15 protein-coding genes and 1 riboswitch are annotated in these 22,761 nt (G+C 71.4%); of the genes, 4 read left to right on the forward strand and 11 right to left on the reverse strand.

Annotated features, from left to right (window positions below):
• Nucleotides 1–396: 396 nt before the first annotated feature.
• The 4 genes from O7606_RS06235 to O7606_RS06250 form a co-directional block, all read right to left on the reverse strand.
• On the reverse strand, nucleotides 397–1,419 hold the full coding sequence (locus O7606_RS06235) for a LacI family DNA-binding transcriptional regulator (RefSeq protein WP_281599516.1): 1,023 nt from the start codon (nucleotides 1,417–1,419) through the stop codon (nucleotides 397–399).
• Nucleotides 1,420–1,496: 77 nt separating this feature from the next.
• The gene (locus O7606_RS06240) at nucleotides 1,497–2,336 is read right to left on the reverse strand and encodes a carbohydrate ABC transporter permease (protein ID WP_281598108.1); all 840 of its coding nucleotides are present in this window, start codon (nucleotides 2,334–2,336) and stop codon (nucleotides 1,497–1,499) included.
• Nucleotides 2,333–3,322 (reverse strand): sugar ABC transporter permease, encoded by a 990-nt coding sequence (locus tag O7606_RS06245; protein WP_281598109.1) that lies wholly within the window; start codon nucleotides 3,320–3,322, stop codon nucleotides 2,333–2,335. The genes O7606_RS06240 and O7606_RS06245 overlap by 4 nt, the downstream gene beginning before the upstream one ends.
• A 98-nt stretch (nucleotides 3,323–3,420) precedes the next feature.
• Entirely contained in the window at nucleotides 3,421–4,713 is a 1,293-nt protein-coding gene (locus tag O7606_RS06250) for an extracellular solute-binding protein (protein ID WP_281598110.1), read from the reverse strand.
• 253 nt (nucleotides 4,714–4,966) lie between these two features.
• Between O7606_RS06250 and O7606_RS06255 the strand changes: the two genes are divergently transcribed.
• From O7606_RS06255 to O7606_RS06265, 3 genes are all read left to right on the forward strand, one after another.
• Nucleotides 4,967–6,592, forward strand: coding sequence for a glycoside hydrolase family 43 protein (locus O7606_RS06255; protein WP_281598111.1), 1,626 nt, complete (start codon nucleotides 4,967–4,969; stop codon nucleotides 6,590–6,592).
• A gap of 278 nt (nucleotides 6,593–6,870) precedes the next feature.
• Entirely contained in the window at nucleotides 6,871–8,064 is a 1,194-nt protein-coding gene (locus tag O7606_RS06260) for an endo-1,4-beta-xylanase (RefSeq protein WP_281598112.1), read from the forward strand.
• A 167-nt stretch (nucleotides 8,065–8,231) separates the two neighbouring features.
• Nucleotides 8,232–8,978: a polysaccharide deacetylase family protein gene (locus O7606_RS06265; RefSeq protein ID WP_281598113.1), complete on the forward strand. Its 747-nt coding sequence runs from the start codon at nucleotides 8,232–8,234 to the stop codon at nucleotides 8,976–8,978.
• A gap of 49 nt (nucleotides 8,979–9,027) precedes the next feature.
• Here O7606_RS06265 and O7606_RS06270 read toward each other — a convergent pair whose 3' ends face one another.
• Nucleotides 9,028–10,185, reverse strand: coding sequence for an AI-2E family transporter (locus tag O7606_RS06270; RefSeq protein WP_281598114.1), 1,158 nt, complete (start codon nucleotides 10,183–10,185; stop codon nucleotides 9,028–9,030).
• A gap of 214 nt (nucleotides 10,186–10,399) precedes the next feature.
• A riboswitch (S-adenosyl-L-homocysteine riboswitch) is annotated at nucleotides 10,400–10,479 on the forward strand.
• Between the two features lie 15 nt (nucleotides 10,480–10,494).
• Between O7606_RS06270 and metH the strand changes: the two genes are divergently transcribed.
• The gene (gene metH / locus O7606_RS06275) at nucleotides 10,495–14,067 is read left to right on the forward strand and encodes a methionine synthase (protein ID WP_281598115.1); all 3,573 of its coding nucleotides are present in this window, start codon (nucleotides 10,495–10,497) and stop codon (nucleotides 14,065–14,067) included.
• 112 nt (nucleotides 14,068–14,179) lie between these two features.
• On the opposite strand, the gene O7606_RS06280 is transcribed toward metH, so the two are convergent.
• The 6 genes from O7606_RS06280 to O7606_RS06305 all read right to left on the reverse strand — a co-directional run bounded on the left by O7606_RS06280 (nucleotide 14,180) and on the right by O7606_RS06305 (nucleotide 22,486).
• Nucleotides 14,180–16,585 (reverse strand): ricin-type beta-trefoil lectin domain protein, encoded by a 2,406-nt coding sequence (locus O7606_RS06280; protein ID WP_281598116.1) that lies wholly within the window; start codon nucleotides 16,583–16,585, stop codon nucleotides 14,180–14,182.
• A 366-nt stretch (nucleotides 16,586–16,951) separates the two neighbouring features.
• Nucleotides 16,952–17,803, reverse strand: coding sequence for a sugar phosphate isomerase/epimerase family protein (locus O7606_RS06285; RefSeq protein WP_281598117.1), 852 nt, complete (start codon nucleotides 17,801–17,803; stop codon nucleotides 16,952–16,954).
• Between the two features lie 6 nt (nucleotides 17,804–17,809).
• Nucleotides 17,810–18,994, reverse strand: coding sequence for an ABC transporter substrate-binding protein (locus O7606_RS06290; RefSeq protein ID WP_281598118.1), 1,185 nt, complete (start codon nucleotides 18,992–18,994; stop codon nucleotides 17,810–17,812).
• A 14-nt stretch (nucleotides 18,995–19,008) separates the two neighbouring features.
• Nucleotides 19,009–19,998 (reverse strand): ABC transporter permease, encoded by a 990-nt coding sequence (locus tag O7606_RS06295; RefSeq protein WP_281598119.1) that lies wholly within the window; start codon nucleotides 19,996–19,998, stop codon nucleotides 19,009–19,011.
• 2 nt (nucleotides 19,999–20,000) lie between these two features.
• Nucleotides 20,001–20,975, reverse strand: coding sequence for an ABC transporter permease (locus O7606_RS06300; protein WP_281598120.1), 975 nt, complete (start codon nucleotides 20,973–20,975; stop codon nucleotides 20,001–20,003).
• On the reverse strand, nucleotides 20,972–22,486 hold the full coding sequence (locus O7606_RS06305; RefSeq protein ID WP_281598121.1) for a sugar ABC transporter ATP-binding protein: 1,515 nt from the start codon (nucleotides 22,484–22,486) through the stop codon (nucleotides 20,972–20,974). The genes O7606_RS06300 and O7606_RS06305 overlap by 4 nt, the downstream gene beginning before the upstream one ends.
• Nucleotides 22,487–22,761: the final 275 nt, after the last annotated feature.

A 22,761-nucleotide genomic window follows, 5' to 3' on the forward strand; every position in this document is an offset into this window, starting at 1 on the left:
CACCGCCGTTCACCTGCTGTGCTGCCCATTGTTAACGATCACAGCAGGCCGAGGCCAGCGTGTACCTGCTCGATTGACGAGCATGGAGAACGCTAACATCGATAACGACGAGATTGCCAGATCGTTTCGCAACCTTCAAGAGGGCGTCCGGCAGCGACGCTCCGACCTGGGCCGGAGCCCGGCCGAGGGTGGGCGGGTGACCGACCGACGTGACACCACCGGCCGCAGGACACGACCGGGCGCGCGGGACACGACCGGGCGCGCGGGACACGACCGGGCGCGCGGGACACGACCGGGCGCGCGGGACACGACCGGGCGCGCGGGACACGACCGGGCGCGCGGGACACGACCGGGCGCGCGGCGGCGACGGGAAAAGCGGGCGGGCCGGGCCCCGGCTCAGCGACCGGGCGGTGGGGCGGCGCTGTCCCGGACGACCAGTTCGGTGGCGAGCTCGACGCGCGGGCTCTCGATCTTCTCGCCGTTGGCCAGCCGGAGCACCGTACGCGCGGCCAGCATGCCCATCTCGGCCAGCGGCTGGCGGATCGTGGTCAGCGGCGGTGAGCACCACCGGACCTCCGGCAGGTCGTCGAAGCCGACCACGCTGATGTCGTCAGGCACCCGCAGGCCGCGCTTGCGGACCGCCTCGTAGACGCCCAACGCCATCTGGTCACTGGAGGCGAAGATGGCGGTGGGCGGGTCGGCCAGGCCCAGCAGCTGGGTGCCGCCGGCGTAGCCGGCCTCGTGGTAGAAGTTGCCCGGCCGGATGAGGGTGTCGTCGATGGCGAGCCCGGCGGCGTCGAGGGCGGCCCGGTAGCCGTCCATCCGGGCCCGGCTGCACATGAGCTGCGGCGGACCGGCGATGAAGCCGATCCGCCGGTGCCCGAGGCTGAGCAGGTACTGGTTGGCGCGCAGGCTGCCCGCCCAGTTGGTGGCGCCGATGGTGGGCGCCTCCTGCGGGGCCACCCCGGCCGGGTCGACGATGACCACCGGAATGTTGAGGCGGCGCAGCTCGGCCTGCAACGGTGGCGCCACCATCGAGGTCACGAAGATGACGCCCTCGGTGGAGCGGGCGCGCATGTTGTCCAGCCACTGCTTGGCCGACGAGGTGCGTCGGTGGATGGCCGACACCACGGTGCCGGTGCCGCTGGAGTGCGCGACGTCCTCGACACCCCGGATGATCTCCACCGCCCAGGGGCTGTCGATGTCGTTGAAGACCAGGTCGACCAGCCCGGAGCTGGGCCGCCGGCTGGGCTGTCGACGACGGTAGCCGTGCCGGGTGAGCAGGTCCTCCACCCGTTCCCGGGTCTGCGGCGCGACGTCCGAACGGCCGTTGATCACTCGGGAGACCGTGGGCACGGAGACGCCGGCCAGGCGCGCGATCATCGCGATGGTGACGTTCCGGTTGGTCTCGGAGCCCACGGTCTGCCCTTTCGTCATGCCTGCAGCCTACGGCCGGGGAAGGCTGGCGGATCCGGTGCCACTGCCTGCCTCGCCGGTCAACCCTTGACGCTGCCGGCCAGACCACCGACGAGCTGACGCTCGGCGACGGCGTAGAAGGCGAGCGCCGGCAGCATCGACAGCACCACGTAGGCCAGCACCTTGGCGGTGTCGTCGGCGTACTGGCCCTGGAACGCCTGGACGCCGACGGGCAGCGTCCACCAACCCTGGTCGGTGAAGACCACCAGCGGGAGCATGAAGTTGTTCCAACTCGTCACGACGGCCAGCACCGAGACGGTGGCCAGCGCGGGACGCGCCATCGGCAGCAGGACCCGCCAGAAGAACCCGAACGGGCTGCACCCGTCGAGGATGGCGGCCTCCTCCACCTCGCCCGGGATCGTCCGGAAGAACTGCCGCAGGATGACGATGGTGACCGGCAGGCCGAACGCCGCCTGCGGCAGGATCACCCCGAGCGGATTGTCCAGCAGACCCATGCCGCGCAGCAGCACGAACAGCGGCAGGATGGCCACCGCGAACGGGAACATCAGCCCGATCGCGAAGATGGTGACGATCAGCTCCCGGCCCCGGAAGGCGTAGCGGGCCAGGATGAACGAGGCCATCGCCGCCGACGCCACCATGATCACGGTGCCGGACACGGCGATGAAGAGACTGTTGCCGAGCTGCCGCCAGAACACCTCGGAACCGAGGATCTCGGTGTAGTTCCCGGTCACCCAGGGGTCGGGCAGCCCGAGCGGGTTGGTGGAGAGCTGCCCGTTGTCCTTGAAGCCGCCGAGCACGCCGAACAGCACCGGCACCACGATGAGCGAGCCCACGGCGATGGAGATGAGGTGCAGCACGAGGCGGCGGGTCCGGACCGCGGGGTTGGCCGTGGTGGTCATCCGTTCGCTCCCTGGGTGGTGAGCGCGCCTTCGGTGTCGCGGCGCATGACGATCCGCTGGTAGAGGAGGGCGAAGACGAGGCTCAGCAGGAACATGATGATGCTGATCGCGCTGGCGTAGCCGACCTCGAAGCGCCGGAAGCCGTACTGGTACATGGTCACCGCCATGGTCTCCGAGGCGTGCACCGGGCCACCGCCGGTGAGCACCCAGACCATGTCGAAGAGCTGGATGGTGCCGATGACCGACAGGAACACGCTGATCCGGATGGTCGGCCCGAGCAGGGGCAGGGTGACGTGCCGGAACGCCTGCCAGGCGGTGGCGCCGTCGGTGGTGGCGGCCTCGGTGAGCTCCTTGGGGATGCTCTGCCGCCCGGCCAGGTAGAGGATCATGTGCAGGCCGAAGTACTTCCAGGAGACCACCAGGAAGACGGCGAGCAGCACGGTGTCCTGGTCGGCGAAGATCGTGCCGGCGTCCGCGCCGAGCACCCGGGTCAGCCAGTCGCCCAGTCCGCGGTTGGGCGAGAACACCAGGGAGAACAGCACCGCGGTGGTGACCTCGGAGAGCACGTACGGGGCGAAGAAGATCAGCCGGTAGACGCTGCGGCCCCGCAGCGGCTGGTTGAGCAGCATGGCCAGGCCGAGCGCGATCGGGAGCTGGACGACGACCGTCAGCACGATCAGGACCAGCCCACGCCACAGGTCGCCGAGGAAGGTCGGGTCCTGGAAGGCCCGGGTGTAGTTGTCCAGCCCGATGAAGTTCTCCGGCAGTCCGAAGCCGTTCCACTTGTAGAGGCTGGCGTAGCTCGCCACCACGATCGGGGCGAGGACCAGCAGCAGGAACAGCAGCAGCGCCGGGGTGAGGAAGGTGGCGAAGGTGCCCAGCCGGCCCGGCCGGGGCCGACGGTCACGCGATCGTCTGGCCGCCGGGGTCTGCGTCGGACGTCCGGCCGCCTGCCGCGGGCCCGACATCGTCGGTGGACTCGTCATAGCTGCTCCACTCGGTTCTACACGGACGACTGCGGGGATGGACGTCGTCCCTGACGACGGAGTCAGGTCGTCAGGGACGACGGTGCGGCTGGGGCCGGTTACTGGCTCTTCGCCACCTTGGTGATGTCCTTGACGATGTCCTGGGCGGACTTGTCCCCGGCGACCAGCGCGGCGACGCTGTCGTTGACCTGCTGCCCGACGGCCGGCGGGTACGCCTGGTCCAGGTAGAGCTGGAACCCGGTCGCGTTGGCCAGGGTCTGCGCGACGGCCTTGTTGTTCGGGTCGGCGATGCCGTCGGTGGCGCCGGTGACGGTGGGGAGCACCGCGCCGGTCGCGGCGGACTTGCGCTGGTTCTCCACGCTCAGCAGGGTCTTGAGGAAGTCGAGCGTGGAGGCGGGGGCGTCCTTGCCGACGGCGAAGCCGTTACCGCCGCCGAACACCTCCGTGGCGGAGCCCTTGCCGCCGTCGACGGCCGGGAACGGGAAGAAGCCGAGCTTGTCGCCGAGGCCCTTCTTGCTGGTGGAGGCGGACGCCTGCACCGACGGCGCCCACTGGCCCATCAGCTCCATGGCGGCCCCGCCGTTGCCCATCGTGGCGGCCTGCCCGTCCGGCGAGCCGAACTCCGCGCCCAGGAACCCCTTCTGGAAGGGTTGCAGGTCGACGAGCTCCTTGAAGCGCTGGCCCGCGGCGACGAAGTCGGGGGTGTCGAAGTTGTTGTCCTTGGACGCCTGCTGCAACGCGCCGAGGCCGCCGATCCGCATCGCCAGGTACGCCCAGTAGAAGTGGGCCGGCCACTTGTCCTTGCCGGCCAGGGCGACCGGGACGATGCCCGCCGACTTGATCTTGCGGACGGCGTCGAGCAGCTCGGCCCAGGTGGCCGGCGGGGTGGTGACGCCGGCCGTGGCGAAGTGGTCCTTGTTGTACCAGAAGCCGACCATACCGAGGTCGAACGGGACGCCGTAGATCCGGCCGTCGATCGTGTACGGCTCCATGGACAGCGGCAGCAGCGTGTCGATCCACGGCTTGACGTCGTCGGTCAGGTCCTTGACCAGACCCGCCTCCACCTGCTGCTTGAGCACGCCCCCGCCCCAGGACTGGAACAGGTCGGGCGGGGAGCCCGCCTGGGTGGCGGTGGTCAGTTTGGCCTTGAACGCCTCGTTCTCCAGCGGCTGGATCTCGATCTTCACGTTGGAGTTGGCGCCCTGGTAGCTCTTGGCGATGTCCGCCCACACCGGCAGCATCGGCTCGGTGTTCTGGATGTGCCACCAGTTGATGGTCTGCGATCCGCCCGAGTCAGCGGAGTCGTCGCCGCTACAGGCGCTGAGCAGGTAACTGCCGACGCCAGCGCCGACGAGGCCGAGCAGCGTTCGGCGGGAGAGGTGCGCGGTCATGGTTCATCCCTTCGCGGGCTCACGAGGTACGCGGATGCCGGGTCATCCGCGGGTGGGGTATCGGAAGCGGGGTCCGGAAGTTTCGGGGTGGTGGTGGTGTGTTTCCGGGTGATGGCCGGCACGCTACGACGTCTGTGTATTCACGGTCAAGAGTCTGTCGCCACTGGACCCGAACCGTTACGGTGGTCGAGACTTTCCAAACTTCCCGAACGACCTTCCGGAAGTTGCCCGAAAGATGGACAGAGGAGCCGACATGTCGACCGAGACCGCTGACGTGGCGACCGCCGCCCGGTCGATCCGTAATCCCGTGCTGTCGGGTTTCCACCCGGATCCGTCGATCCTGCGGGTGGGTGACGACTACTACCTGGCCACCTCGACGTTCGAGTGGTACCCGGGGGTGCGGGTGCACCACTCCCGCGACCTCGTGCGCTGGCGCGCGGTGGGCGGGATCATCACCGAGCGTCGCCTGCTCGACCTGCGCGGCTGCGGCGACTCCAACGGGGTGTGGGCGCCCGACCTGACGTACCACGACGGCGAGTTCTTCCTGGTGTACAGCGACGTGGCCAGCTTCGCCAGCGGGTACTGGGATCCACAGAACTTCCTGATCACCGCGCCGGACATCACCGGCCCGTGGTCCGACCCGGTCAAGCTGCACGGCCGCGGCTTCGACGCCGCGCTGTTCCACGACGACGACGGCAGCACCTGGCTGCTGAGCATGAGCGCCGACTGGCGGCCCGGCCGGGACCGGTTCGGCGGCATCGAGATCCAGCAGTACGACCGGGCCGAGCGGCGACTGGTCGGACGCCCCCGGATCATCTTCACCGGCACCGCGGTCGGCCTCACCGAGGGGCCGCACCTGTACCGCCACGACGGGTGGTACTGGCTGGTCACCGCCGAGGGGGGCACGAGCTGGGAGCACCAGGTCACCGTCGCGCGGTCCCGGGAGCTGTTCGGGCCGTACGAGGTCGACCCGGCCGGCCCGCTGCTGACCTCGGTGGGCCGCCCCGACCTGCCGTTGCAGAAGGCCGGCCACGGCAGCCTGGTCCGCACCCAGAGCGGCGACTGGTACCTGGCCCACCTGGTCGGCCGCCCCTACACGCCGCTGGGCAACTGCGTGCTCGGGCGGGAGACCGCCATCCAGCGGGTCGAGTGGGCGCCGGGCGGCTGGCCCAGGATCGCCGACGGCGTGCCGGCCGACGAGGTCGACGCGCCCGACCTGCCGGCGCACCCGTGGCCGGACGAGCCGGTCACCGACCACTTCGAGACCGACGAGCTGGGCCCGCACTGGTCGACCCTGCGCCGCCCGGCCGGCCCCGACTGGATCGACCTGCGGTCCCGGCCGTCGCACCTGCGGATCCACGGTGGGCAGTCGCCGGTCGGCCGGCAGACGCCCAGCCTGGTGGCCCGCCGGGTCGGCGCGACCCGCTGCTCGCTGGAGACGGCGCTGGAGTTCGATCCGACCGACCACCGGCAGCTCGCCGGGATCACCGCCTACTACAACACCCTCAACTGGCACCACCTCTACCTGACCCGCGCCGACGACGGCCGGACGGTGCTGGAGGTGCTCAGCTCGGACAGCGGGCGACGCCGGGCCCGGCCCGAGCTCAGCGTGGACACCGCCGGCGTCACCCGGGTCGGGCTGCGGGCGGAGTTCGACGGTCCGGTCGTCCGGTTCGCGTACGACCTGGGCGCCGGCTGGCAGGCACTGCCGGTGGAGCTGGACGCGACGATCCTGTCCGACGAGCACGCCGCGCTGATCATCGACGGGGAGCCGGCCGCGTGGGGCTTCACCGGGGCCTTCCTCGGGTTGTGGGTGCAGGATCTCGGTGGTGACGGCGGGTACGCCGACTTCGACCACGCCACGTACCTCGAACACTGAGCACCGCCGGACGGGCCGGGTCGCACGTTCTCGCGGCCCGGCCCGTCCGGCGTCCCCGGTCGGGGCGCTCCCCCGCCGCCCGACGAGCGCCGCCGACGTCGGAAGTTTCGGTGGTTGACCAGCGGCATCGACCGACCTTAACGTTTCAGGCGAGTTTCCGAAATTCCCCTCGAAATTATCGGGACGTCTTCCGGTAGTTCGGTGTGCCCGGCGGCGGCCACCAGCGTGACCCGCCCCCGCGACGCCCGGCCCGGCGACGTACCCGGGAAGGAGCGTCGATGCTGCTCAGACGGTGGATAGCCGCCGGTGTCGTCGCCGTGGCGACCGTCGGTGTGCTGAGCACCGTGCCGGCCACGGCGGGTCGCCCCCACGACCCCGCCGACCAGAGCCTGCGCGCTCTCGGCCTGCGCCACGGCCTGTACGTCGGCACCGCGGTCGACACGGCCGCCCTGGACGACCCCGACGACCCCCGGTACCGGGAGATCGTCCGGGACGAGTTCTCCTCCGTCACCGCGGAGAACGCCATGAAGTGGGAGTCGTTGGAGCCCACCCGGGGCAGGTACGACTGGGCGGCGGCCGACAAGATCGTCGCCACCGCCCAGCGCAACGGCCAGCGACTGCGCGGCCACGTCCTGGTCTGGCACAACCAACTGCCCACCTGGCTGACCGACGGGGTCGCCGACGGATCCATCGACAAGGCCCAGCTACGGCAGATCCTGCGCCAGCACATCACCACGGTGGTCAGCCGCTACCGGGGCAAGATCTGGCAGTGGGACGTCGTCAACGAGGCGGTCAGCGACCCCTGGGACGACCCGCCCACCCTGCACTACAAGGGCTTCTGGGCGCAGCACCTGGGTCCGGGCTACGTCGCGGACGCGTTCCGCTGGGCGCGGGCCGCCGACCCGAAGGCGCTGCTGTTCTACAACGACTACAACATCGAGGCGTTCGGCTCGGGCGACCCGGCCGACGACAAGACCCAGTTCGTCCACGACATGGTCCGGGACCTGCTGGCCCGGGGCGTGCCGATCGACGGGGTGGGCAGCCAGGGGCACCTGGGCACCCAGTACGGCAACTTCGACACCTTCCAGGTGGCCGACGCGCTGCGCCGGTTCGCGAAGCTGGGCCTGGCCACGGCCTTCACCGAGGTCGACGTGCGCAGCCAGCTCACCGAGGGGGTCCGGGCCGGCGTCCCCGACGAGATCAACCCCCGTCTCCAGGCGTCCGCGGCGAACTTCCACGTGCTGCTGCAGGCGTGCCTGGCCGAGCCACGCTGCCTGTCCTTCACCGTCTGGGGCTTCACCGACCGGCACTCCTGGGTGCCGGGCTGGTTCGACGACCCGCCGGAGGGCCTGGCCACCCTGTACGACGAGAACTACCAGCCCAAACGGGCGTACCAGACGGTCAAGGCCGACCTGATCTTCGCCGGCCCGCCGTACGTGCTGCCCCGCGTCACCCCGCGTCCCCGCCGCTGACGAGCCGCCGGGGTTCCCGGCCGACGTCGCCGTGGGCCGGTCCGCCGTCGGGGTGGACCGGCCCACGGCGACCGGAGCCGACCGCCGCCCGTGGGACGGGGCCCGCCGACCCACGGGCGGCGCGCCGGACGGACCGCGGGCATCACCCGGACAGGAGGGCGCCACCCGTGCCACCGAACGCGGTGACCCGCCGCCTGCCGTACCCGCCCACGGCACCCGGCCCGACCACGGCCGCGGCACCCGGACTGACCACGGCCGTCACGGCCGGCCCCGCCGTGGCCGCCGCGCGGCCCGCCCAGGCCCGCCCCGGGGTCAGCCCCGACATCGTGGACCCGGCGCGTGGCGGCGGTCGGGTGGTCAGCCTCACCTTCGACGACGGGCCCAACCCGGTCGACACGCCACGACTGCTGGACGTGCTGCGCCGGCACCGGATCACGGCGGTGTTCTGCCTGGTGGGCGACCAGGTCGACGCGCACCCCGAGGTGGTCGGCCAGATCGTCGCCGCCGGTCACCCGCTGGGCAACCACAGCATGCGCCACGACGACATGAGCGGCTGGAGCGTCGAGCGGATCGCGGCGGACCTACGGCGGACCAACGAGGCCATCCACCGGGCCGTGCCCGGCACCCGGATCCGGTACTTCCGGGCCCCGTACGGCGCCTGGGGTCGTACCCCGGCCGTGGCGGCCTCGTTGGGCATGCGACCGCTGGGGTGGCGGCTGGCGATCGGGGACTGGGAGCCACCCGGCGCGGACGAGCTCGCCCGCCGCCTGCTCGACGGGATCACCCCCGGCGCCGTCGTGTTGCTGCACGACGGCGGAGGTGACCGGAGCCAGACCGTCGACGCGGTGGCCCGGGCCGTGCCCGTGCTGAGAGCGCGGCGGTGGCGGTTCGCCCTACCCGAGCACCGCGCCTGAACCCATCCCACAGTCGCGCGGGGCGCGCCGGCCGGGAAGAGCGGCCCGGTCAGGCCGTCTCCGGCGCGGTGGCCGCCCGACCGGGGGCCGGCACGTCGGAGACGGGCTCGTCGGTCCCCGGCACGTCGGACTCGGGCTGCGGCGCCGGATCACTGAGCTGTTCCCGCAGGTACGTCCAGCCGACGGCGATCAGCGCGGCGGCCGGTACGGCCAGCAGGCTGCCCACGATGCCGGCCAGGCTGCCGCCGAGCGTCACGGCGAGCAGCACCACCGCCGCGTGCAGCCCGAGGCCCCGGCTCTGCACCATGGGCTGGAACACGTTCCCCTCGAGCTGCTGGACCACGATGATGATGGCGAGCACGATCAACGCGTCCGTTGGTCCGTTCGACACCAGCGCGATGAGCACCGCGACGAAACCGGCGAAGAGGGCGCCCACGATCGGGACGAACGCCGCCACGAAGGTCAGTGCCGCCAGCGGCAGCACCAGTGGCACGCCCACGAACCACAGGCCGAGACCGATGAAGACGGCGTCGAGCAGGCCGACGAACGCCTGGGAGCGGACGAACGCCCCGAGGGTGTCCCAGGAGCGGGCGGCCACGACCGGGACGTCGGTGGCGAGCCGACCCGGCAACTGGCGGCCCAGCCAGGGCAGGAAGCGGGGGCCGTCCTTGAGGAAGAAGAACATCAGGAAGAGCGCCAGGACGGTGGTGACCAGTCCGTTGACCAGGGTGCCCACGCCGGTCACCGTGGCGGTGACGATACTGCCCATGCTGTCCTGGACCCGGCCGACCGCGGTGTCGAGCGCCGCGCTCATCTCGTCGTCGCCGATGTTCAACGGTGGCCCGGAGGCCCACTCGCGGAGCTGCTGGAGACCGCCGACCACGCCGGTGACCAGTTCCCCGGACTGCGCGGCCACCGGCACCGCGATCAGCACCACGACACCCGCGGCGAGCAGGAGAAAACCCACGGTGACGGCCGACGCGGCCAGCCCCGGCGGCCACCCGTGCCGACGCAGGAAACGGGTCACCGGCCAGGTCAGCGTGGTGATCAGCAGCGCGATCACCAGCGGCCAGACGATCGGCCACATCCGGCCCAGCACCCACAGCACGACGGTGGTGAACAGCAGGACCAGCAACGCCTCCAGCGAGACCCGGGCCGACGTACGTAGCGCGGCGCGGGTCTTCGTGGCGCTCACCGTGGTCGGCATCGGTCTCTCCAGGCTTCGTCGGCATGCTCCCGGCAGCCCCGCACGGCGCTCCACCGGCGCGGCGGCGCAGCCTCCACCGGCGCAGAGGCGCAGCCAGTATGCACGCGCAGGCCGACGACGGGATCGACGGGTGACGGGCGTGGCACCGGACCGCCGCACCGCTCCGGCACCGGCGGAGTGACCGACCCGCCCCGCTTCGGTTAGGATCGACAGGCTGACCGAGAGGCGCTGCAACGGGCGTGAGCCCGCCACGCTCGGCCGGCTTGCCGTACTCCGCAAGGGCGCCTCCCGGAATGGGAGGGTGCGCGGATGCGAAATTCAGTGCGAGAGCTGCGGAGCCTGCTGGCGGAGCGGATCGTGGTGCTCGACGGGGCGTTCGGCACGATGCTCCAGGGCGCCGGCCTGGCGCCCGCCGACTACCGGGGTGACCGGTTCGCCGACCACCCGCAGGACGTCACCGGCGACCCGGACCTGCTCAACCTCACCCGGCCGGACGTCATCCTCGACGTGCACCGGCGCTACCTGGCGGCCGGCGCGGACATCACCACCACCAACACCTTCACCGCGACCAGCATCGGCCAGGCCGACTACGGTCTGCAGTCGGTGGCGGCGGAGATGAGCCTGCGCGGCGCGCAGCTCGCCCGGCAGGCCGCCGACGAGGCGGGCGGCCGGTTCGTGGCCGGGTCGATCGGCCCGTTGAACGTCACCCTGTCGCTGTCGCCCAAGGTCGAGGACCCGGCGTTCCGGGCGGTCACCTTCGACGAGGTGCGCGCCGCCTACGCCGAGCAGATCGCCGCCCTGGCCGAGGGTGGCGTCGACCTGCTCATGGTCGAGACGATCTTCGACACGCTCAACGCGAAGGCCGCCATCGCCGCCGCCCGCGAGGTCGCCCCGGACCTGCCACTGTGGATCTCGGTGACCATCGTGGACCTGAGCGGCCGGACGCTGTCCGGGCAGACCGTCGAGGCGTTCTGGGCGTCGGTGGCGCACGCCGAGCCGCTCGTGGTCGGTATGAACTGCGCGCTCGGCGCGGCGGAGATGCGCCCCCACCTGGCCGAGTTGGCCCGGGTGGCCGACACCTTCGTGGCCAGCCACCCGAACGCCGGCCTGCCGAACGCCTTCGGCGGCTACGACCAGACCCCGCAGGAGAGCGGCCTGCTGCTGGGCGAGTTCGCCCGGGACGGCATGGTCAACATCGTGGGCGGCTGCTGCGGCACCTCCCCCGCGCACATCGAACGGATCGCCAAGTCGGTCGCCGGGCTGCCGCCGCGCCGGGTGCCGGCGCCCCCGGCGGCGACCCGGTTCAGCGGTCTGGAGCCGTTCACGATCGCCCCGGACACCGGGTTCGTCATGATCGGCGAACGCACGAACGTCACCGGGTCGGCCCGGTTCCGCCGGCTGATCGAGGCCGACGACTACCAGGCGGCCGTCGACGTGGCCCTGGAGCAGGTACGCGGCGGGGCCAACCTGCTCGACGTCAACATGGACGCCGACCTGCTCGACAGCGAGCGGGCGATGACCACGTTCCTCAACCTGCTCGCCACCGAGCCCGAGGCGGCCCGCATCCCGATCATGGTCGACAGCTCGCGCTGGAGCGTGCTGGAGGCCGGGCTCAAGTGCGTGCAGGGCAAGGGCGTGGTCAACTCGATCAGCCTCAAGGAGGGCGAGGAGCCGTTCCTCGCGCAGGCCCGGCAGATCCGCGAGTACGGCGCCGGCGTGGTGGTGATGGCCTTCGACGAGCAGGGCCAGGCCGACACCACCGAACGCAAGGTGGCGATCTGCGGCCGGGCGTACGACCTGCTCACCAAGCAGGCCGACTTCCCGCCGGAGGACATCATCTTCGACCCGAACGTGCTGGCCGTGGCCACCGGCATCGCCGAGCACAACGGGTACGCCAAGGCGTTCATCGACGCGCTGCCGCTGATCAAGGAACGCTGCCCCGGCGCGCGTACCAGCGGCGGCATCTCCAACCTGTCGTTCTCGTTCCGCGGCAACGACGTGGTCCGGGAGGCCATGCACTCGGCGTTCCTGTTGCACGCCGTCCGGGCCGGGCTGGACATGGGCATCGTCAACGCCGGTCAGCTCGCCGTCTACCAGGACATCCCGGCCGACCTGCTGGAGCTGGTCGAGGACGTGATCTTCGACCGGCGGCCGGACGCGACCGACCGGCTGGTGACGTTCGCCGGGAGCGTGCAGGGCGCCGGCACCCGGCGGACGGTGGACCTCACCTGGCGGGAGGCGCCGGTCCGGGAACGACTGTCGCACGCCCTGGTGCACGGGATCGTGGACTTCATCGAGGCCGACACCGAGGAGGCGCGGCAGCAGGTCGTCCGCCCGCTGGAGGTGATCGAGGGTCCGCTGATGGACGGCATGAAGGTCGTCGGCGACCTGTTCGGGGCGGGGAAGATGTTCCTGCCGCAGGTGGTCAAGAGCGCCCGGGTGATGAAGCGGGCGGTGGCGTACCTGGAGCCGTACATGGAGGCGGAGAAGGCCGCCGGCATCGGTCGGGGCAACGGCAAGGTGGTGCTGGCCACGGTCAAGGGCGACGTGCACGACATCGGCAAGAACATCGTCGGCGTGGTGCTCGGCTGCAACAACTACGACGTGGTGGACCTCGGGGTGATGGTCCCGGCCGCGAAGATCCTGGACGTCGCGGTCGCCGAGAAGGCCGACGCGGTCGGCCTGTCCGGGCTGATCACGCCGTCGCTGGACGAGATGGTCACGGTCGCCGCCGAGATGCAGCGGCGCGGCCTGACCCTGCCGCTGCTGATCGGCGGGGCCACCACCTCCCGGCAGCACACCGCCGTGCGGATCGCGCCCGCGTACGAGGGCAGCACCGTGCACGTGCTCGACGCGTCCCGGGTGGTCGGGGTGGTGTCCGACCTGCTGGACGCCGACCGCGCCGAGAAGCTGGGCGAGGAGAACCGCATCGAGCAGGCCCGGCTGCGCGAGCAGCACGAGCAGCGGCAGCGTACTCCCCTGCTGCCGTTGGGTCGGGCCCGCGCCAACCGGGAGGCCGTCTCGTTCGACGGGCTGCCGGTGCCGGAGTTCACCGGCGTACGGGAGGTCCGGCCGGATCTCGGCACGCTCCGCGAGATGATCGACTGGCAGTTCTTCTTCCTGGCCTGGGAGTTGAAGGGGCGCTACCCGGCGATCCTGGAGCAGCCGGCCGCCCGGGAGCTGTACGACGACGGGAACGCGCTGCTGGACGAGATCGTCGCGGCCGGTTCGCTCACCGCGCACGGCGTGTACGGGTTCTGGCCGGCGCACGCCGAGGGCGACGACCTCGTGGTGGACGGCGTACGGCTGCCGATGCTGCGCCAGCAGACCGCCAAGCCCGACGGGCGTCCCAACCGCTGCCTGGCCGACTACGTCGCCCCGGCCGGCGACCACCTGGGCGGGTTCGCGGTGGCGATCCACGGCGCGGACGCGCTGGCCGCCCGGTACGAGGCCGAGCACGACGACTACCGGGCCATCATGGTCAAGGCGCTGGCCGACCGGCTGGCCGAGGCGTTCGCGGAGTGGATCCACCTGACCGCCCGCCGTGAGTGGTACGAGCCGGGCGTGGAGCCGTCGCTGGCGGACCTGCACGCCGAACGGTTCCGGGGCATCCGGCCGGCGCTCGGCTACCCGGCCAGCCCCGACCACAGCCTCAAGGGCGAGCTGTTCACGCTGCTCGGCGCGGACCGGGCCGGCCTCGGCCTGACCGAGTCGTACGCGATGACGCCCGCCGCCGCGGTCAGCGCGCTGCTGTTCGCCCACCCGGCGTCCCGTTACTTCACGGTCGGCCGGATCGGCGAGGACCAGGCCCGCGACTACGCCGACCGCCGGGCCCTGCCCTACGAGCAGATAGAACCCTGGCTCCGCCCCAACCTAAGCTGACCCCGCCCACCCCTCCCCCGCCTTGTCGATCTAGGGAAGATTGTCGTTGGTGCATCTCCATCCACGACAATCTTCCCTAGATCGGCGGAGAAGGGGGGGGGAAGGGGGAGGGTTAGTTGCGGAGGGACCACTGTTGGTTGGTGCCGCCGTGGCAGGACCACAGGTGCACCTTCGAGCCGTTGGCGGTGCCCTGGGCGGAGACGTCCAGGCAGAGGCCGGACTGCACGCCGGTGATGGTGCCGTTGCTGTTGAGGTTCCACTGCTGGTTGGACTGGCCGTTGCAGTCCCAGATGATGGCCAGGGTGCCGTTGGCGGTGCCCTGCCCGGAGGCGTCCAGACACTTGTTGCCGTACACGATCAGTTGCTTGCCGGCGGTGTGGGTCCAGCGCTGGTTGGTCGCGCCGAGACAGTCCCAGATCTGGGCCTGGGTGCCGTTGGTGGTGCTCGACCCGCCGATCTCCAGGCAACGGCCGGACTGACCGCCGACGATCTGCGTGTTCTGCGGCGTGGGCGGAGGCGTGGTGCCGCCCTGCGGGCCGGCGGCGGCCATCACGGCCTGCGCGCCCGCCGGCCACTGGCCGTTGGACACCACGACGTTGTTGTTGACGACGTTGCCCCGGTCGCCGTTGGTGACGTTGGTGCTGTTGTTGGTCGACCAGTTGTTGGTGACGGTGAAGTTGCCCATGTTCTCGGCGTACCAGTAGTTGGCCGTGGCCCAGGTGCCGGTGTTGGAGAAGACGTTGTTGCGGGCCGTCCAGTACCGGGAGCCCTCGTCGAAGTAGACGCCGAAGTAGCCGTTGGTGCGCAGGCAGTAGTTGTCGCTGATCAGCCCGCCCTGGTTGGCCGAGAGCGTGTAGATGCAGCCGCCGTCGTTCATCTGCTGCATCACGTCGTGCACGTAGTTGCCGATCAGCCGGTTGTTGGACGCGGTGGTCGGGGTGGAGTAGCGCGGCTGGTAGTTGTAGAGCCCCCGGTTGGCGTAGTGGTTGCTGCCGCCGGCGTCGTTCGCGCCCCAGCCGTACCCCATCGACATGCCGGTGTACGGCATGTTGTAGACCTCGTTGTACGAGACGGTGGCGTTGGTGACGTACGTGGTCAGCACCGACACGATGCCCCGGTGCTCCACGCCGAGATCGTGGATGCGGTTGTTGCTGATGGTGATGTCCCGGTTGACCATCCGCTGGTCGCCGGGGTGGTGGGCGTCGGCGCGCACGCCGCCGACGACGATGCCCCCGGCGGAGCTGCGGGCGATCTCGGAGCGGGTGACGACGATGTTGCTGGCGCCCAGGCCGACCCCGCTGGTGTGCGCGTTGGCGTCGTTGCCGATGCCGATGGCCGTCTGGCCGAGGTTGAGGAACTGGGAGTCGGTGAGGGTGACGTTGTTGGCCGCGGAGACCTGCACGGCGGCGGGTGACTGCGCCCAGTTCGGCCGGGTGGCCTCGAACTGGGAGCAACCGTTGTGGCAGGAGGTGAAGCTGGGCCAGCTCCAGTTGCCGACGATGTAGGCGCCGGTCTGCTGGTCGACGTAGCCCTGGTTGCTGCTGGGCGTCAGCCAGCTCGTGCCGGTGAAGGTGATCCCGCTGAAGGTGAGGTGGTGCGCGGGCGCGTCGTAGGTGCCACCCACGCTCAGCAGGGACTGCAACGTCGGCAGCTCCACGCTGACGTTGCTCATGTTCTGGCCGGCGAGCGGGATGTAGGACAGCGCCCCGGTGCCCGGGTTGAGGTACCACTCCCCCGGCGCGTCGAGAAACTCGTAGGCGTTGCTCAGGTAGAGCGGCCCGGCCCGGTGCGGGCTGGTGAACGTGTCGTACCCGAAGTTGTTGTTGCTCCAACCCGGCTGCTGCATCGTGATCATGCCGCCGCTGATGCTCTGCACCGACACGTACCGGTCGGTGAACGAGCCGACGCTCTCCATCTGGATGCGGTTCTGGTTGGTCGTGTTGTTCAGGTAGCCCAGCGCGCTGTTGGTGAACCGCATGCCGGTGCTGCTGGGCGTGAAGTCGGCCCGGTTGACCTGGGTGCGGGCCCGGGTGGCGATGGCGCCGTTGACGTAGAGCTGCCGGGTGTCGACGCCGGCGCCGACGTTGGCCCGCCAGATGTTCTTCGCGGAGTCCACCAGCGACCAGCCGGTGACCGCACGGGCGCCGCTGATCACCGGCCGCGCGGAGGCGGCGGCCCGCCACACCACCCGGTGGCCGTTGACGCCGGAGTCGGCGGCGGTGAACCGCAGCGGGGCGCTGAGCCGGTACACCCCGTCGGCCAGTTCCACCACGATGTCGTCGGTCATCGCGGCGGTGCGGGAGCGTACCGCGGTCTGGGCGGCGGTCAGTGAGCACGGCTGGGCGGCGGAGCAGGTGGTGCCGCTGCCCGAGGGGGAGGCGTAGAGGGTGGTGACGGCGGCGGAGGCGGGAGCGGCCGAGGTGACCACGACGGTCACGGCGGTCGCGGCGGTCAACGCCGCCGCGGCCGCCCCGGCCCACAACCGCCGCGGCGCGGCGGGAGAGGGGGGTACGGACACGGGAGGTACTCCTAACTCGGGTGGGGGTGGTGTGGTGCGGGCGGTCACCGCCCCTGGCCGGTGGCGCCGGCGGCGGCGTGGTCACCGCGGTCGGTCCTGCGGGGACGGGGTCCGACTGCGGCGTGACGGACCCCGTGCCCGCAGAACAGCCGATCGACCCGAGGTCGCGCCCGGTGGTCGGCGCCACCGCGCGTGGCGTGGCACGGGTGCCACGCCGGACGCTCGCGCTCGGACGGCTCATCGAGGGGGAGATCGGGCTGCGGCTTGCCCTCCGCGGCGCCCGGTGACCCGACTGCGGTGAATTTCATCATACGAATGATGTGTTGGCAAGGATCGCGGGCGCCCCCGGGCCCACGACAGGACCGGTCAGCGCAGGAGTTGTCGCAGGTAGCTCAGCCCGTCCATGGCGAGGTGGTCCTGCGACGGGGCGAGCGGTCGCCAGATCGAGGCGGCGGTGGCGATTGTCTCGTTCTCGGCGGTGAACGACTCGATGCAGATCGAACCCCGGTAACCGGTGGCGCGGAGCACGGCGAAGAACCGCGGCCAGTCGAAGTGGTCCATCCCGGGCGCGCCCCGGTTCGTCCCGCTGACCTGGACGTGCTTGATGCGCCGACCCGCCAGGACGAGCGCCAGGTACGGGTCGGCCTCCTCGATGTTCATGTGATAGGTGTCGATCATGATGCCGACGTTGGCGGGCAGGCCGTCGATCAGCTCGATGGTCTGCTCCATGGTGTTGACCACGCTCGTCTCGTACCGGTTGAGCGCCTCCACCCCGATGCTCACGCCACGCTCCCCGGCGTACTCGGCGACCGGGGCGAGCGCCCGCCGGAACTGCCGGTAGCAGGCCTCGCGGGCGGCCGGAGACATCCGCCAGGTCCGGCCCACCGCCGCGTAGACCGGGCCGCCCACGCAGCCCGCGCCGACGACCGCCGCCGCGTCCACGCAGCCCCTGAGGTACGCCGCGGTGGTCTCGACGGCGTCCGGGGTGGTGGCCACCAGATCCCGCCCGGGCGGGGTGACCGCGCAGACGGCGGCCACCCCCAGCCCGTGCTCGGCGAGCAGGTCACGGGCGCGGACCGGATCCCAGTCACCGGGCTGCTCGATCGGCAGCTCCACCACGTCGAAGCCGAACGCGGCGATCCGGGGCACCAGTTCGGCGAGCGCCCGGTCGTCGACCGGAGAGGTCCACACCCACGGATTGACGCCGATGTCGTACACCGGCTGCTACTTCCAGCGTTGCGGATAGCCGGGCAGGTCGGTGCAGCCGCACATCGCGTAGTGCAGCGGCGGCATGCCCGGGTCGACGTACTGGTCCAGGTTGTCCTGGGTGATGGTCGGCTGGGGCAGCTTCCAGGGGTTGGCGACGGGCTCGCCGTCGAGGATCCGCAACGCCGCGATGATCGGCGTACGCCACTGGTAGGTCGGGTACGTGGGCGCGACGGCGGTGAGACCCTTGTCCTTCCAGAGCTTCAGGAAGTCGAGCTGGTCCTCCCCGTTGATCGGCGGCACCGGCTTGCCCGCGTCCTGGAACGCCTCGACGGCGGCGACGGCGACCGCCCCGGCGTCCATCCAGACGCCGTCGATGGTGCCGTGCCGCTGAAGGTAGTCGTCGACGATCTTCTTGGTCTTGGCCGGGTCGCCGTCGGTGAACTCGACGCCGACCACGTCCACCTTCGCCTTGTCGAAGACGAGCTTCGCGGCCGACCAGCGGGTCTCCAGGACGTCGACGCCGGGCAGGATGCGCAGGGCGAGCAGCTTGCCGCCGGGCTTCATCCGCTGGCTGACGAACTCGGCCCCGACGTGGCCGAAGCCGTACCCGCCGATGGGGTTGATGAAGGTCACCGGGCAGGTGGTGTCGACGCCCCGGTCGAAGACGACGACCGGAAGCCCCTGCTTGCAGGCGGCCTCCACGGCCGGGGTGAGCGTGGCGGTGGTGTTCGGCGAGACGATGAGGGCGTCGCAGTCCTTGCCGAGCAGATCGTTGATGTCGGCGATCTGCTTCTGGTCCTTGCCCTCGGCGTCCACGTGGACGAACTCGCTGATCCGGCTCTTCTGCGCCTCGACCTCGGCCTGCATGGTCTTGAACCCGACCTGCCGCCACGGGTTGTTCAGCGCCGCGTTGGAGAAGCAGATCTTGTGCGGGCCGGCCTTCCTGAACTTCGCGGTCTGCGCCATCGTCGGGTTGAGCGCCTGCTCCCAGGGCCGGTCGGCCGGCCCGGTGGGGGTGGCGGCGAGCAACGCCAACTCGTTGTCGTAGTCGGCCTGCACGAAGAACTTCGACTGCTCCCCGGTGCCCGACCCGGTGGACTCCGAGGCCTCGCCGGACGGGGACGCGCCCGGCTCGTCGGTGGCGCAGCCGGCCAGCGTCAGCAGGGCGGCGGCGGCCAGCACGGTGATGGTACGTCTCATGTGGTGATTCCCCTTTACCTGGATGAGGAGCGCAGGGCCGAGACCGCGACAGCGGCCAGGATGATCGCGCCCTGGACGGTCGATCTGAGGGCGCCGGAGACGCCGTAGAAGTTCATCAGCGCGAAGAGGACCTCCAGGGTGAGCGCCCCCAGCATCGCGCCGACCACCGAGCCGCGACCGCCGCCCAGGGCGACCCCGCCGAGGACGACCGCGGTGATCGCGCCGAACTCCAGGCCGGCGCCCGCCTGGAACGACACGCCGCTGTACCCGCCGAGCAGGATCGCCGCGAGCGCCGCGGCCAGCCCGCTGAGCACGAACGCGGTCGTCCGGACCCGCCAGACCCGTACCCCGCTCAGCTCCGCGGTGCGGGCGTTGTCGCCGACGGCGACCAGGCTCCGGCCGAAGTCGGAGCGGGCCAGCAGCACCGCCAGCGTCGCGGCGACCAGCAGCACGAGCAGCGCGTACGGGACCCGCCCGAGGCCCGGAACGTCCTCGAACGCGCGCCGGCCGAACCTGCGGAACTCCTCGGAGAGCCCGCCCTTCGGGGCGCCGTCGGACCACAGGTACACCGCGCCGACGAGGATCAGGAACATGCCCAGCGTGGTGATGAACGACGGCACCCGCAGCCGCGTGGTGACCAGCCCGTTGACCAGCCCGACGAGCATCCCCCCGACGAGCAGCAGCGCCACCACCGGCCAGGTGCGGGACGGGTCGCTGTCGATGAGCCGGGCGGCGACGACCACCTGCGCGGTGACCAGGGAGCCGACGGAGAGGTCGAACTCGCCGGAGACGATCACGAAGTACTGGCCGGCGGCGAGCAGGACGATCGGCGCGGACCGGCCGAGGAAGGACATCAGCGACGGCGGCGCGAGGAAGTCGGGCTGCCGGATCGCGACGAGCACCAGCAGCACCGCGAGGATCGCGACGATGGGGGCGAGGCCGCCGGGGCGGGGACGCCACCGGGTCCACCCGGTCGACTGGTGACGGTCTTCGGCGAGTTGCATGGTCAGGACGCCTCCCTGCGCATGGTCCGCCGGGCGTAGACGGCGACCGCCGCGATGATGATCACGCCTCGGATCACCTGCTTGAAGAAGGCGTCCACTTCGAGCTGGTTGAAGATGGCGTCGATACTGGCGAGCAGGAGCACCCCGCCGACGGTGCCGACGACGCCGCCGCGCCCGCCGGCGAGGGCGGTGCCACCGAGGACCACCGCGGCGATCGACTCCAGGTCGTAGAGGCCCTCGGTGCCGACCCGGGGCGCGCCCGAGCCGAGCCGGCTGGCGAGGTAGATCCCGGCGAGGCCGGCGCAGAGCGAGCAGAGCACGTGCGCGGTGACCAGGACCCGGTCGTTGCGGACGCCGGAGAGGCGGGCGACCTCCGGGTCCCCGCCGACGGCGACCAGGTGGTGGCCGAAGCGGGTCCGGGCGAGCAGGAACCAGACCGCCCCGGCGACCGCGAGCAGCAGCAGGAAGGAGAGCGGCACCGGCCCGATCCGTTGGTAGCCGAGGCTGCTCACCAGGGCGGGGGCGGTCTCGCCGGCCGGTCCGTCGTAGCCGTTGTCGAGGTAGCCGCGCAGCAGCAGCCCGACGCCCAGGGTCGCGATGAACGCGTTGACCCGCAGCTTGGTGACGAACACCCCGTTGAGCAGGCCGATCGCGGCGCTGACCGCGAGCACCAGGCCGATCGCCGGGAGCAGCCGCCCGTCGCTGCCGGCCATCGTCTCGGCGGCCACCAGGGTGCTGAGGCTGACCACGTACGCCACGGAGAGGTCGAGCGAGCCGCCGAGGATGACCAGGGTCTGCCCGACGGCGACGAGGCCGAGGCCGGCGGCGACGTGCAGCAGGCTCACCGTGGTCGACTGGTTGAAGAGCTGACCGCCGTCGAGCATGACGACCAGCCAGCCGATCGCCAGGGTGAGGCCCAGCGCGACGAAGACGCCCGACGCGGTCCGCCGGGCCGGCAGGGTGATCGTGGCGTTCACGCGGCGGCCTCCCGTACGGTCCCGACCGCCAGGGCGAGGACCTCCTCCTCGGACGCGCCGGCCGGCAGCTCACCGGCCACCCGGCCGTCGCGCATGACGACGACGCGGTCGCTCATGCCCAGCAGCTCGGGCAGCTCGGACGAGATCATCAGCACGGCCGCGCCCTCCCGCGCGAGTCGACGGACCAGGTCGTGGATGGCCGACTTGGCGCCCACGTCGATGCCGCGGGTCGGCTCGTCGAAGAGCAGCACCTTCGGGGTGAGCGCCAACCACCGGGCCAGGACGACCTTCTGCTGGTTGCCGCCGGACAGGAACCGGATCTCCTGGTCGTCGCCGGCGGCGCGGACCTCGACGGCGGCGAGCAGCTCGCGCAGCCGTACGGTCCGGGCGGCGCGGCCGGTCCAGGCCGGCCGGAGGGCCCGGCTGGCGAGCAGCCCGTTGTCGAGCACCGACTGGCGGGCGACGATCCCCTCCCCCTTGCGGTCCTCGGTGACGTAGGCGATGCCGGCGCGCATCGCGGCGCGGGGCGACCGCAGCCGCACGGGTCGGCCGTCCAGGGTGACCTCGCCGGTGGTGAAGGGGGCCACGCCGAAGAGGGCACGGGCCAGCGTCGACCGGCCGGAGCCCTGCAACCCGCCGACGCCGAGCACCTCGCCGGCGCGCAGCGTCAGGTCGACGTCGCGTAGTTTGCGGTTGCCGCCGCCACGGACGGTCACCCGGACCGGGCCGAGGTCGGCGGGACCGGACCGGTCCGGGTAGTAGTGGGACAGCTCGCGGCCGACCATGTGCCGGACCAGCTCGTCGACGCCGGTGTCGGCGGCGCGCGTCGTGGTCACCTTGCGGCCGTCCTTGAGCACGGTGATCCGCCCGGCGAGGTCGAACACCTCGGTCAACCGGTGCGAGACGTAGAGCAGCCCGATGCCCTGTTCCTGGAGCCGCCGGACGAGTCGGTAGAGCAGCTCGACCTCGTGGTCGGCGAGCGCGGCGGTGGGCTCGTCCATGATGAGCAGCCGGGCGTCCAGGGCCAGCGCCTTGGCGGTCTCGACGACCTGCTGCTGGGCGACGCCGAGCTCGCCGACGCGGGCGTCGGGGGACAGGGTGGTCTCGCATATGGAGGCGAGCAGCTCGGCCGTCCGGTCACGCATCGCCCGGCGGTCGACCAGCCCTCGCCGGGTCGGCTCGTGTCCCAGGTGGACGTTCTCCGCGACGGTGCGCTCCGGCAGGAGGTTGAACTCCTGGTGGATGATGCCGATGCCGGCCCGCTGGGCGTCCCGGGGGCCCCGGAAGGTCCGGGGCGCGCCGGCGAAGGAGATGGTGCCGGCGTCGGGCGCGTGCGCGCCGGACACGACCTTCATGAGAGTGGACTTGCCGGCGCCGTTCTCGCCGACCACAGCGTGCACCTCGCCTGGGTCGACGTCGAGGTCGACGCCGTCGAGGACCCGCACGCCGAGGAACGACTTGCCGATCCCCCGGAGTGTGAGCAGCGCGGACGGCGGTGGGTCGGAGGACATCGCGGTATCCCTACAGGCGGCGGTGGTGGACCGGGGTCGGGTGAGGGGGCGCCGGGTCGACCGGGCCCGACGCGCGAAGAACGCGCTTCCTGGCGGATAGCCGTAACTTTTGCCCTACCCGCCCGAACTTTCGGTTGCCCCCGGGAGACATAACACGTATGAAGATAGATGTTCGTCTGGACGCTCGCAATCCCTTGATCACCGTGACCGGGTCCGTCTCCCGGACCGCTCCCGCCGTACGGCGGGCCGCGCGACGCGGGACCGCAGCCGGCCCC

Source organism: Micromonospora sp. WMMD882 (genome assembly GCF_027497255.1).
In the GTDB taxonomy this organism is placed as follows: Bacteria; Actinomycetota; Actinomycetes; order Mycobacteriales; family Micromonosporaceae; genus Micromonospora.